General features: G+C 63.4%; 17 protein-coding genes and 1 pseudogene. 1 reads left to right on the top strand and 17 read right to left on the bottom strand.

What is annotated here, in order from left to right; genetic code table 11:
* Positions 1-68 precede the first annotated feature (68 nt).
* Positions 69-2,939 carry an excinuclease ABC subunit UvrA gene (gene uvrA / locus GO608_RS05405; protein WP_169197155.1) on the top strand — a complete coding sequence of 957 codons (2,871 nt, stop codon included), beginning with the start codon at positions 69-71 and terminating at the stop codon, positions 2,937-2,939.
* An 87-nt stretch (positions 2,940-3,026) separates the two neighbouring features.
* On the opposite strand, the gene galE is transcribed toward uvrA, so the two are convergent.
* The 17 genes and pseudogenes from galE to rplE form a co-directional block, all read right to left on the bottom strand.
* On the bottom strand, positions 3,027-4,046 hold the full coding sequence (gene galE / locus GO608_RS05400; protein WP_169197156.1) for a UDP-glucose 4-epimerase GalE: 1,020 nt from the start codon (positions 4,044-4,046) through the stop codon (positions 3,027-3,029).
* A gap of 206 nt (positions 4,047-4,252) precedes the next feature.
* Positions 4,253-4,657, bottom strand: a complete 405-nt coding sequence (gene rplQ / locus GO608_RS05395) for a 50S ribosomal protein L17 (protein WP_169197157.1) — start codon at positions 4,655-4,657, stop codon at positions 4,253-4,255.
* A gap of 27 nt (positions 4,658-4,684) precedes the next feature.
* Positions 4,685-5,665, bottom strand: a complete 981-nt coding sequence (locus GO608_RS05390) for a DNA-directed RNA polymerase subunit alpha (protein ID WP_011237997.1) — start codon at positions 5,663-5,665, stop codon at positions 4,685-4,687.
* 39 nt (positions 5,666-5,704) lie between these two features.
* A complete protein-coding gene (gene rpsD / locus GO608_RS05385; RefSeq protein WP_169197158.1) occupies positions 5,705-6,334 on the bottom strand; it encodes a 30S ribosomal protein S4 in 630 nt (209 codons plus the stop codon).
* A 13-nt stretch (positions 6,335-6,347) separates the two neighbouring features.
* A complete protein-coding gene (gene rpsK / locus GO608_RS05380; protein ID WP_011237995.1) occupies positions 6,348-6,737 on the bottom strand; it encodes a 30S ribosomal protein S11 in 390 nt (129 codons plus the stop codon).
* Positions 6,738-6,749: 12 nt separating this feature from the next.
* On the bottom strand, positions 6,750-7,112 hold the full coding sequence (rpsM, locus tag GO608_RS05375) for a 30S ribosomal protein S13 (protein ID WP_169197159.1): 363 nt from the start codon (positions 7,110-7,112) through the stop codon (positions 6,750-6,752).
* Positions 7,113-7,165: 53 nt separating this feature from the next.
* On the bottom strand, positions 7,166-7,279 hold the full coding sequence (gene rpmJ, locus GO608_RS05370; RefSeq protein ID WP_079432668.1) for a 50S ribosomal protein L36: 114 nt from the start codon (positions 7,277-7,279) through the stop codon (positions 7,166-7,168).
* 21 nt (positions 7,280-7,300) lie between these two features.
* Positions 7,301-7,519 (bottom strand): annotated as a pseudogene (gene infA / locus GO608_RS05365) (translation initiation factor IF-1).
* Between the two features lie 3 nt (positions 7,520-7,522).
* A complete protein-coding gene (secY, locus tag GO608_RS05360) occupies positions 7,523-8,848 on the bottom strand; it encodes a preprotein translocase subunit SecY (RefSeq protein WP_169197160.1) in 1,326 nt (441 codons plus the stop codon).
* A gap of 16 nt (positions 8,849-8,864) precedes the next feature.
* Positions 8,865-9,302, bottom strand: coding sequence for a 50S ribosomal protein L15 (rplO, locus tag GO608_RS05355; RefSeq protein ID WP_169197161.1), 438 nt, complete (start codon positions 9,300-9,302; stop codon positions 8,865-8,867).
* A gap of 1 nt (position 9,303) precedes the next feature.
* The gene (gene rpmD / locus GO608_RS05350) at positions 9,304-9,486 is read right to left on the bottom strand and encodes a 50S ribosomal protein L30 (RefSeq protein ID WP_053420945.1); all 183 of its coding nucleotides are present in this window, start codon (positions 9,484-9,486) and stop codon (positions 9,304-9,306) included.
* A gap of 3 nt (positions 9,487-9,489) precedes the next feature.
* On the bottom strand, positions 9,490-10,014 hold the full coding sequence (gene rpsE, locus GO608_RS05345) for a 30S ribosomal protein S5 (RefSeq protein WP_053420944.1): 525 nt from the start codon (positions 10,012-10,014) through the stop codon (positions 9,490-9,492).
* 12 nt (positions 10,015-10,026) lie between these two features.
* Complete coding sequence (rplR, locus tag GO608_RS05340) at positions 10,027-10,380, bottom strand: 50S ribosomal protein L18 (protein WP_053420943.1); 354 nt, start codon at positions 10,378-10,380, stop codon at positions 10,027-10,029.
* A gap of 12 nt (positions 10,381-10,392) precedes the next feature.
* Entirely contained in the window at positions 10,393-10,926 is a 534-nt protein-coding gene (gene rplF, locus GO608_RS05335; RefSeq protein WP_169197162.1) for a 50S ribosomal protein L6, read from the bottom strand.
* Between the two features lie 9 nt (positions 10,927-10,935).
* The gene (gene rpsH, locus GO608_RS05330) at positions 10,936-11,331 is read right to left on the bottom strand and encodes a 30S ribosomal protein S8 (RefSeq protein ID WP_011237986.1); all 396 of its coding nucleotides are present in this window, start codon (positions 11,329-11,331) and stop codon (positions 10,936-10,938) included.
* Positions 11,332-11,343: 12 nt separating this feature from the next.
* Positions 11,344-11,649: a 30S ribosomal protein S14 gene (rpsN, locus tag GO608_RS05325; protein ID WP_169197163.1), complete on the bottom strand. Its 306-nt coding sequence runs from the start codon at positions 11,647-11,649 to the stop codon at positions 11,344-11,346.
* Positions 11,650-11,656: 7 nt separating this feature from the next.
* Positions 11,657-12,196, bottom strand: coding sequence for a 50S ribosomal protein L5 (gene rplE, locus GO608_RS05320; protein WP_011237984.1), 540 nt, complete (start codon positions 12,194-12,196; stop codon positions 11,657-11,659).

Here is a 12,196-nt window from a genome sequence, read left to right as displayed (position 1 = left end):
TCCGGTTTGGATCGACCGGTGTTCTCTCGTATAGTGGCGCGTTCCCCCTCCGGCAATTCCCCCGCCCCATGGACGAAATCCGCATCCGCGGCGCCCGCACCCATAACCTGAAGAACATCAGCCTCGACCTGCCACGCAACCGGCTGACCGTGATCACCGGCCTGTCGGGGTCGGGCAAGTCCTCGCTCGCGTTCGACACGCTGTATGCCGAAGGCCAGCGCCGCTACGTCGAGTCGCTTTCCGCGTATGCGAGGCAGTTCCTGCAGCTGATGGAGAAGCCCGACGTCGACCTGATCGAGGGGCTTTCGCCGGCGATCGCGATCGAGCAGAAAGCGACGAGTCACAATCCGCGTTCGACGGTCGGCACCGTCACCGAGATCCACGACTACCTGCGCCTGCTGTACGCGCGGGCCGGTACGCCGCACTGCCCGGACCACCCGGACCAGGCGCTCGAAGCGCAGACGGTCTCGCAGATGGTCGATCACGTGCTGGCGTTGCCGCAGGACACGCGGCTGATGATCCTCGCGCCGGTCGTCGCATACCGCAAGGGCGAGCAGCACGACCTGTTCGCCGAACTGCGCGCACAGGGTTTCGTGCGCGTGCGCGTCGATGGCGTCGTCAGCGAACTCGACGCCCTGCCCGCGCTCGAGAAAGGCCGGCGCCACACGGTCGAAGTGGTCATCGACCGGCTCAAGGTACGCGCCGACCAGCGCGGGCGCATCGCCGAATCCTTCGAGACGGCGCTGACCCATGCCGACGGTCGCGCGATCGCGACCGAGATCGACAGCGGCGTCGAGCACCTGTTTTCCGCCCGCTTCGCGTGCCCGGTCTGCAGCTACGCGCTCGCCGAGCTCGAACCCCGCCTGTTTTCGTTCAACAATCCCGCTGGCGCGTGCCCGAAGTGCGACGGTCTGGGCCAGGTCGATTTCTTCGATCCCGCCCGCGTCGTCGTGCATCCCGATCTGTCGCTGTCGGCCGGCGCGATCCGCGGCTGGGACCGCCGCAACCAGTTCTACTTCCAGATGCTCGCGAGCCTCGCCGCGCATTACGGTTTCGACGTCGATACGCCGTTCAGCGAGCTGCCCGAAGAGGTGCGCGAAGTCGTGCTGCACGGTTCCGGGCGCCGGAAAATCCCGTTCCGCTATCTCTCCGACAACGGCCGCATGGTCGCGAAGGAACATTCGTTCGAAGGGATCATCCCGAACCTCGAGCGGCGCTATCGCGAAACCGACTCGACGGCCGTGCGCGAGGAGCTCGCCAAGTACCGCGCGACCCACCCGTGCCCGGGCTGCGGCGGCACGCGGCTGCGCACCGAAGCCCGCCACGTGCTGATCGGCGGGCAGCCGATCCACGCCGTCGGACGGCTGCCGCTCGGCGACTGCAAGCGCTTTTTCGACGCGCTTTCGCTGAGCGGCCACCGCGGACTCGTCGCCGGCAAGATCGTCAAGGAAATCTCGGACCGCCTGAGCTTCCTGATCAACGTCGGGCTCGACTACCTGTCGCTCGATCGCTCGGCCGACACGCTGTCGGGCGGCGAGGCCCAGCGCATCCGCCTCGCGAGCCAGATCGGTTCGGGCCTGACTGGCGTCATGTACGTGCTCGACGAGCCGTCGATCGGCCTGCACCAGCGTGACAACGACCGCCTGCTCGGCACGCTGCGCCAGCTTCGCGACCTCGGCAACACGGTGATCGTCGTCGAGCATGACGAGGATGCGATCCGCTCGGCTGACTACGTCGTCGACATGGGCCCGGGCGCCGGCGTGCATGGTGGCGAAATCGTCGCCCGGGGCACGCCGGCGGAAATCCTCGCCAGCGAGACGTCATTGACCGGCGCGTACCTCGCGGGACGCCTTGCCATCCCGAGCCCGCGACGGCGCACCGCGCCCGATCCGGAGCGCATGCTCACGCTTCGCGGCTGCAGCGGGAACAACCTCAAGGACGTCGCCCTGGAACTGCCGGTCGGCCTGCTCACGTGCGTGACGGGCGTTTCAGGCTCGGGCAAATCGACGCTGATCAACGACACGCTGTATGCGATCGCGGCGAAGCATCTTTACGGATCGAACACCGAGCCCGCGCCCTACACATCGGTCGAGGGGCTGGAGTTCTTCGACAAGGTCATCAACGTCGACCAGTCGCCGATCGGCCGGACGCCGCGCTCGAATCCGGCAACGTACACCGGCTTGCTGACTCCCGTGCGCGAACTCTTCGCCGGCGTGCCCGAAGCGCGCGCGCGCGGCTACGGCCCTGGACGCTTCTCGTTCAACGTCAAGGGGGGGCGCTGCGAAGCCTGCCAAGGCGACGGGCTGATCAAGGTCGAGATGCACTTCCTGCCCGACATGTACGTGCCGTGCGACGTCTGCCACGGCAAGCGCTACAACCGTGAAACGCTGGAGATCCGCTACAAGGGCAAGACGGTCTTCGACGTGCTCGACATGACGGTCGAAAACGCGCTGGAATTCTTCCGGGCCGTTCCGGCCGTCGCGCGCAAACTCGAAACGCTCGTGGACGTCGGCCTCGGCTACATTCGCCTCGGCCAGAGCGCGACGACGCTTTCCGGCGGGGAAGCGCAGCGGGTCAAGCTCGCGCTCGAGCTGTCGAAACGCGACACCGGCCGTACCCTCTACATCCTCGACGAGCCGACGACCGGCCTGCATTTTCGCGACATCGAGCTGCTGCTCGGCGTGCTGCACCGCCTGCGCGATCACGGCAACACTGTCGTCGTCATCGAGCACAACCTCGATGTCATCAAGACTGCGGACTGGCTGATCGACCTCGGCCCCGAAGGGGGCGGGCGCGGCGGCGAAATCCTTTGCAGCGCCCCTCCCGAAACCGTCGCTGCCCACCCGGCAAGTCACACCGGCCGCTATCTGAAGAACGCGATGGCACGGGACGAGGCGCGCCCGGCCGCGTCGGGGATTGCCGCGCACTCCAGTTCGTGACAGGCCGGTTGTGAAGCGCCGCCGCCGACCGATCGTGTGGGGCCGCGACGACGGCGCGCGTTGCGCATCGCCCCCACCTCTTTGCCGTCAGCCCGGGTAGCCTTCCGGATTGCTCGTCTGCCAGTGCCAGGCATCCCGGCACATCGCGTCGAGGTCGTGCTCCGGCCGCCAGCCCAGCACTTTTTCCGCGCGGCCGGCATCCGCCCAGCACGCGGCGATGTCGCCAGGACGACGGTCGACGATGCAGTACGGGACCGATCGACCGGACGCAGCCTCGAAGCTGCGAACGACTTCGAGCACGCTGTATCCGCGTCCGGTACCGAGATTCAGGCACGTCACGCCGGGCAGCCCTGCGAGGCGCTCGACCGCCTGCACGTGGCCGCGCGCGAGATCCACGACGTGGATGTAGTCGCGAACACCGGTCCCGTCCGGCGTCGCGTAATCGCCGCCGAACACCTGCAGTTGCGGCAGGCGTCCCACCGCGACCTGGCTGATGTACGGCATCAGATTGTTCGGGATTCCATTGGGATCTTCCCCGATCCGACCGCTGCGGTGGGCGCCGACCGGGTTGAAGTAGCGCAGCAGCACCACCTGCCAGCGCGGATCGGACGCGGCGAGGTCCGACAGCACCTGCTCGGTCATCCACTTCGTCCGGCCGTACGGATTGGTCGGCGCAGCGGGGGCGTTTTCCGCGATCGGCACGCTGTGCGGATCGCCGTACACCGTCGCCGAGGAGCTGAACACGAGCCGGCGCACACCCGCTTCGGCCATCGCCCGCGTCAGCGCGATCGTCCCGCCGACGTTGTTGTCGTAGTACTCGAGCGGCTCGCGCACCGATTCCCCGACCGCTTTCAGGGCGGCGAAATGGATCACCGCATCGACCCGGTAAGCGCCGAAAACGGCTTTCAGGCCGCCGGGTTCGCGGACATCGAGCTCGTGGAATCCCGCGAGCCTGCGCCCGGCGATCTGCTCGACCCTCGCGAGCGCCTCGGGCTTGCTGTTGCACAGGTTGTCGACGACCACGACGTCATGGCCACTCTGGAGCAATTCCACGCAAGTGTGGGAGCCGATATATCCCGCCCCGCCGGTCACCAGCACCAAGCCCATCGCCTTCTCCTGTCCTGTCTTCCAAAGCCCCGGAACGAGTTGCGGAGCGGTTCCCGAGCGATCCGGACCGATCGCGGCGCTTTCGCAGCCCGGCGAACGGGAATCCGAACCGACTTTCCCGCTGCCGACTCGAGGAACGGGGCCGAGGAAAAAAAACGGGCCGGTTTCCCGGCCCATTCATATGCGAAACGTTACGGCGACCCGATTCAGGCCGCGGCCGCCTCGCTGACATTCGCCCCTTCCTCGCCTTCATCCGGGCGGTCGAGCAGTTCGATCAACGCCATCGGCGCATTGTCGCCGTCGCGGAAACCGAACTTCAGGATGCGCAGATAGCCGCCGTTACGCTCGGCAAAGCGCGGACCCAGCACGTCGAACAGCTTGACCACCATCTCGCGGTCGCGCATCCGGTTGAATGCCAGACGCCGATTCGACAGGCTCGGCTTCTTGCCGAGGGTGATCAGCGGCTCGACCACGCGGCGCAATTCCTTGGCCTTGGGCAGAGTCGTCTTGATGACTTCGTGACGCAGCAGCGAGTTGGCCATGTTGCGAAACATCGCCTGGCGGTGGCTGCTGGTACGATTAAGTTTGCGAAGACCGTTGCGGTGACGCATTTTTCTTCCTCACTCCACTGACACGCCTCAACCGAGCTTTTCGAGCCCGGCCGGCGGCCAGTTTTCCAGTTTCATCCCGAGAGTCAGCCCACGGGAGGCCAACACTTCCTTGATTTCATTCAGCGACTTGCGGCCCAGATTCGGCGTCTTCAGCAACTCCGTCTCAGTGCGCTGGATCAGGTCGCCGATGTAGTAAATGTTCTCCGCCTTCAGGCAGTTGGCCGACCGAACCGTCAACTCCAGATCATCCACCGGGCGCAGCAGCACCGGGTCGATCGTCTGCGCAGCGGACTGTTCGACGACCGGTGCGGTGCCTTCGAGATCGGCAAACACCGACAGCTGATCCATTAGGACGCGTGCCGCGTAGCGGATGGCCTCCTCGGGGTCCACTGCGCCGTTCGTTTCGATGTCGATCACCAGCCGGTCGAGGTCGGTGCGCTGTTCCACCCGGGCGCTCTCGACCAGGTAACTCACGCGCCGCACCGGGCTGAAGGACGCGTCGAGCACGACGCGGCCGATGGTCTTGGTGTCGCCGGCAGCCGGACGGACGTTGCCCGGCACGTAACCGCGGCCTTCCTCGACCTTGATCTGCATGTCGAGCTTTCCGCCCGGCGCGAGGTGCGCAATCACATGATCCGGGTTGATGATTTCCACGTCGTGCCCAACCTCGATGTCGCGCGCGGTGACCACACCATCGCCTGACTTCGCCAGGCGCAGCGTCGCCTCGCTGCGGCTGTGGAGCTTGAGCACCACACCCTTGAGGTTCAATAGCAGATCGACGATGTCCTCGCGCACGCCGTCAAGAGTGGAATACTCATGCAGCACGCCTTCGATGGACACTTCGGTCGGGGCATAGCCCGGCAACGAGGACAGGAGAATGCGCCGCAGCGCATTCCCCAGGGTATGGCCGAAACCGCGTTCGAACGGCTCCATCGTGACGCGGGCCTGGACCGGCGACACACTCTGGACGTCGATGATGCGGGGTTTCAGCAGCGAATTGCTTTGCATCAGCAGTTCCTCGGATCTTTGATTCTTCAGGCGAACCCGTTAGCGGGAATACAGTTCGACGACCAGGCCTTCATTGATCGTCGGCGGCAATTCAGCGCGCTGCGGATATGCCTTGAAGGTGCCCTTGCCAGCCTTCGCATCGACCTCCAGCCATTCCGGGAAACCACGGGAAGCAGCTGCTTCGAGCGCGGCCTTGACGCGCAGCTGAGCGCGCGACCCTTCGGTGAGTTCGACGACTTCGCCCGGACGAACGACATACGACGGGATGTTCACCCGCTTGCCGTTCACGAGGATGCCGTTGTGCCGCACGAGCTGGCGCGATTCGGCACGCGAACCGCCAAAGCCCATGCGATAGACGACCGAGTCCAGGCGTCCTTCGAGCAGTTGCAGCAGGTTCTCGCCGGTCTGGCCACGACGGCGCTCGGCCTCGGCATAGACTTTGCGGAACTGCGCTTCGAGCACGCCGTACAGGCGACGGATCTTCTGCTTTTCGCGCAACTGCACGCCGTAGCCGGACATCCGTTGACCGGAACGCTGGCCGTGCTGGCCGGGCGCATACGCACGGCGCTCGATGGCGCATTTATCGGTGAAGCACTTCTCGGCCTTCAGAAACAGCTTTTCGCCCTCGCGACGGCACTGACGGCACTTGGGATCCAGATTACGAGCCACGTTACACTCCTTGTCAGATGCGGCGCTTTTTCGGCGGACGGCAGCCGTTATGCGGGATCGGCGTGATGTCGGTAATGCTGGAGATCTTCATGCCGAGCGCATTGAGCGCGCGGACAGCGGATTCGCGCCCGGGCCCCGGGCCCTTGATGCGGACTTCCAGATTCTTGACGCCACATTCCTGTGCAGCTTTGCCGGCAGCTTCGGCCGCGACCTGGGCGGCAAACGGGGTGCTCTTCCGCGAGCCCTTGAAGCCGGCACCACCCGAGGTCGCCCAGGACAACGCATTGCCCTGACGGTCGGTGATAGTGATGATCGTGTTGTTGAAGCTCGCGTGCACGTGGGCGATACCCTCGGCGACGTTCTTCTTGACCTTCTTGCGAACTTTCGCCGCAGTTTTAGCCATTATCTATTCCTATCACTTCTTGCCGGCGATTGCCTTGCGCGGCCCTTTCCGGGTACGCGCATTGGTGCGGGTGCGCTGGCCACGAAGCGGCAGGCCGCGACGATGACGAACACCACGATAGCAACCGAGATCCATCAGGCGCTTGATGTTCATCGTCGTCTCGCGACGAAGATCACCCTCGACGATGAATTTCGCCACTTCGTCACGCAGCCGTTCCATGTCGGATTCGGTGAGATCCTTCATCTTGACGGAACGCACGACGCTGGCAGCATCGCAAATCTTCTGAGCACGCGAACGGCCAATTCCATAGATGGCGGTCAGCGCGATCTCGGCATGCTTGTGGTTGGGAATGTTTACCCCAGCAATACGGGCCATTCGATTACCCCAAAAAGCGAAACATTAAATAATAATACGTGAACGCCAGAGAATCAACCCTGGCGCTGCTTGTGACGCGGGTCGGTGCAGATCACGCGAACCACGCCTTTACGACGCACGATTTTGCAGTTGCGGCAGAGCCGCTTTACCGAAGCCTGAACTCTCATTTTGTTACTCCAGTTTCTTGATTACCTGGTCCGGAAAACGATCCGGGCCTTCGTCAGGTCGTAGGGCGTCAGTTGCACAGTGACCTTGTCGCCGGGAAGAACGCGGATGCAGTGCCGCCACGTTCTTCCCTAGATGTGTCCGAGAATCACCTGTCCGTTCTCGAGCCGGACGCGGAACATTGCGTCGGGCAGGTTCTCGTTCACCTCGCCCTGCATCTCTCGATTACGCCCCCTCGCCATGAGTTACCGGGTAGGAAGGCCCGCACCCTTGAAGTTCGCCTTCTTCAGCAAACTCTCATATTGATGGGACATCACGTAAGCCTGTACCTGCGTCATGAAATCCATCGTCACGACGACGATGATCAGCAACGAGGTCCCGCCGAAGTAGAACGGAACATTCCAGCGAAGGATCAGGAACTCGGGCAGCAGGCACACCAGAGTGATGTACACCGCACCGACGAGGGTCAGCCGCGTAAGGATCTTGTCGATATAGCGCGCGGTCTGATCGCCGGGCCGAATCCCGGGAACGAAAGCACCGCTCTTCTTCAGGTTGTCTGCCGTCTCCCGGGCGTTGAACACCAGCGCCGTGTAGAAGAAACAGAAAAACATGATGGCCGCTGCATAAAGCATCACGTAGATCGGCTGTCCCGGCGCGAGCGTCGAGGAGATATCGCGAAGCCACGTCATGCCTTCGCTGGCGCCGAACCATTGCCCCAGCGTCGCCGGAAACAGGATGATGCTCGAAGCAAAAATCGGCGGGATCACCCCTGCCATGTTGAGCTTCAACGGCAAATGCGAACTCTGCCCGCCATAGATCTTGTTCCCGACCTGGCGCTTTGCGTAATTCACCAGGATCTTGCGCTGACCCCGTTCGACGAAGACGACGAAGCCGGTGACCAGCACCACCAGCACACAGATCAGCAACGCCGTGAAAGGATGCATCGCGCCGGTGCGCACCAGTTCGAACAGCCCGCCGATGGCACTCGGCAAACCTGCCGCAATACCGGCAAAAATGATCAGCGAAATGCCGTTGCCGATGCCGCGCTCGGTGATCTGTTCGCCCAGCCACATCAGGAACATCGTGCCCGTAACCAGCGTCGCGACGGTCACGAAACGGAACATGAGCCCCGGATCGAGCACCAGTCCGGGCTGGCTCTCGAGCGCGATCGCAATGCCGAGCGACTGCGCGAGGGACAGCGCCACCGTTCCGTAGCGCGTGTATTGCGTGATCTTGCGCCGCCCTGCCTCACCCTCTTTCTTCAGCGCCTCGAGCTGCGGCACCGCGACCGTCATCAGCTGCATGATGATCGATGCCGAGATGTACGGCATGATGCCGAGCGCGAAAATCGTGAACCGTGACAGCGCTCCGCCGGAAAACAGGTTGAACACGCCGAGGATCCCGCCCGCCTGCGACTGGAAAAGCTCGGACAGTCGAGCCGGATCGATGCCGGGAACAGGGATGTGTGCGCCGATCCGGTACACGATGAGTGCACCGAGCAGGAACAGGACACGGCGTTTCAGATCCCCGAAACGCCCGGACGCCCCCAGCGTGGCAGCAGGATTGGCCACTTCGCTTTCCCTTGGTTTAGGCGGTCGCTACCGACCCGCCGGCAGCTTCGATCGCCGCCAGCGCGCCTTTGGTCGCGCCGACGCCGCGCAGCGTGATCTTGCGTCCGATCGTCCCCGACAGCACGACTTTTGCGGACAGCGCATCGGCCGGAACGACGCCGGCCTGCATCAGTACCAGCAGATCGATGTCGTCGACGGGCAGCTTGTCGAGTTCCGACAGGCGCACCTCGACTTTGCGCGCAGCCGTCAGCGACACGAAGCCGCGCTTCGGCAGCCGGCGCTGCAGCGGCATCTGACCGCCTTCGAAACCGACTTTGTGAAAGCCGCCGGCACGGGACTTCTGGCCCTTGTGGCCGCGCCCGCAGGTCTTGCCCAAGCCGCTGCCAATGCCGCGGCCGACACGCTTGGCTGCCGATTTCGAACCGGCGCCGGGCTTTATCGTATTGAGTCGCATATCAACCCTCACACTTCAGCAGATACGACACCTTGTTCACCATGCCGCGAACTTCAGGCGTGTCCTGCAGTTCGACACAGTGGTTCATGCGTCGCAGGCCGAGACCGCGGACGGTTGCACGGTGCGACTGCTTGGTGCCGATCACGCTCTTCACGAGCGTGACCTTGATCGTTTTCTCGGACATCGCTTACCCCAGGATCTCTTCGACCGACTTGCCACGCTTGGCAGCGATCTCGGCCGGCGTATTGATCGCCAGCAGACCGTTGAGCGTCGCACGCACGACGTTGTAAGGATTGGCGGAGCCGAGGCACTTGCAAGTCACGTCGGTGACGCCCATCACTTCGAACACCGCCCGCATCGGACCGCCCGCGATGATGCCGGTGCCGCTCGGGGCCGGCTGCATCAGCACGGAGGCCGCGCCGTGCTTGCCCACGACCGAGTGCTGCAACGTACCGTTCTTGAGCGAAATCTTCTTGAGCTTGCGACGCGCTTCGTCCATCGCCTTCTGCACGGCCACCGGCACTTCGCGCGACTTGCCCTTGCCCATTCCGACGCCGCCGTCGCCATCACCGACAACCGTAAGCGCCGCAAAACCGAGGATCCGGCCGCCCTTGACGACCTTGGTCACGCGATTGATCGCGACCATTTTCTCCCGCAGGCCGTCGTCGCGCTCATCCGCCGCTTGCGGTCGCTTGCTTTGTTGCTTAGCCATTCGAAACCTCGCTTAGAACTTGAGTCCGCCTTCGCGGGCGGCCTCGGCCAGCGCCTTGACGCGACCGTGATACTGGAAGCCGGCACGGTCGAACGCCACCGCTTCGATCCCGGCGGCCTTCGCCCGCTCGGCGATGAGCTTGCCGACGACTTGCGCGGCCTGCTTGTTGCCGCCGTTCGGCAGCTGCGAGCGCACGTCGGCCTCGACGGTCGATGCCGCCGCCAACACCCGCGAACCGCTACCGTCGATGACTTGGGCGTAGATATGGGAGTTGGTCCGGAACACGGTTAGGCGCACCGACTTCAGCTCCGCGATTTTGGCTCGGGTTTTACGAGCACGACGCAGACGAACTTCTTTCTTGTTCATGACGAACCGCCCTTACTTCTTCTTGGTTTCCTTAAGCACAACCACTTCGTCCGAATAACGGACGCCCTTGCCCTTGTACGGCTCGGGTTCGCGGTATGCACGCACCTCGGCTGCGACCTGACCGACCTGCTGCTTGTCGATGCCCTTGATGACGATCTCGGTCTGAGTCGGAGTTTCCACTTTCACGCCGGCCGGCATCTGATGCACCACCGGATGGGAGAAACCGAGCGTCAGGTTGAGCTTGTCGCCCTGCGCCTGGGCCCGATAGCCGACGCCGACCAGCGTGAGCTTGCGCTCGAAGCCTTTCGTCACCCCGGTCACCATGTTGTTGACGAGGGCGCGCACCGTGCCGGACATCGCGCGGCTATTTGCAACGCCTTCGCGTGCCTTGCACACCAGCGCATCACCATCGCGTTCGAGGGTCACCGCATTGCCGATGTATTGCTTCACGGCCCCCAGCGGTCCCTTGACGGAGACTTCGTCGGCCCCGACCGTGATCTCGACGCCTTGGGGGATTGCCACCGGATTCTTAGCTACACGAGACATGATCCCCCCTTATGCGACGTAACAAATGACTTCGCCGCCGACCCGTCCGGCTCGCGCCGCGCGGTCCGTCATGACGCCGCGCGGGGTCGACACGATCGCGACACCCAGCCCGTTCATGACACGGGGAAGATCGCCGCTGCCCTTGTACACGCGCAGACCGGGGCGGCTGACGCGCTCGATCCGTTCGATGACCGGACGGCCGGCGTAGTACTTGAGAGCAACATCGAGTTCCGGCTTGCCACCCGCTTCGCGAATGGAATAGCCGTCGATATAGCCTTCGTCCTGCAGGACTTTCGCGATCGCGACCTTCAGCTTCGAGCAAGGCATCGACACGCTCACTTTCTGAGCCTGCTGACCGTTACGGATACGGGTCAGCATGTCGGCGATAGGATCGGACATACTCATACGATAATCTCCTTACCAGCTCGCCTTGGTCATGCCGGGCACCTCGCCGCGGAACGCCAGGTCGCGCAGCTTGTTACGGGACAATCCAAATTTGCGGAACACACCGCGCGGACGCCCGGTCAAGGCACAGCGATTACGCTTCCGAACCGGACTTGCATTGCGCGGCAACTGCTGCAGCTTCAGGCGAGCAGCCATGCGCTCCTCTTCCGGCAGCTTGAAATCGTTGATCTGAGCGATCAGCGCGGTCCGCTTGGCGGCGAATTTCTCGACCGTCTTGCGGCGCTTCTCTTCTCGATTGATCAGGGACAGTTTCGCCATAACTTCCTCAATTCTTGAACGGGAACTTGAACGCGACGAGCAGGGCCCGAGCTTCCTGATCGCTCTTGGCGGTCGTCGTGATGCTGATGTTCATCCCCCGAAGGGCATCGATCTTGTCGTACTCGATTTCGGGGAAAATGATCTGTTCCTTGACGCCGAGGTTGTAGTTGCCACGACCGTCGAAACCCTTGCCGCCAATGCCGCGAAAGTCGCGAATTCGCGGCATCGCCACCGTCACCAGGCGATCGAGGAACTCGAACATCTTTGCGCCACGCAACGTCACCATGCAGCCGATCGGGTAACCGTCACGAATCTTGAAGCCTGCGATCGACTTGCGAGCTTTCGTCACCACCGGCTTCTGCCCGGCGATCTTGACCATGTCGCCAACCGCGTGTTCGAGAATCTTCTTGTCGCCGACAGCTTCACCGACACCCATGTTCAGGGTGATCTTGGTGATGCGCGGCACTTCCATCACGGATTTGTATCCGAACTGCTTGAGCAAGTCCGGAGCCACCGTTTCTTTGTAGAATTCCTGCAAGCGCGCCAT

The sequence above is a fragment of the Aromatoleum buckelii genome (genome assembly GCF_012910785.2).
Taxonomy (GTDB): Bacteria; Pseudomonadota; Gammaproteobacteria; order Burkholderiales; family Rhodocyclaceae; genus Aromatoleum; species Aromatoleum buckelii.
This window is presented reverse-complemented; position numbering and strand designations above follow the sequence as displayed.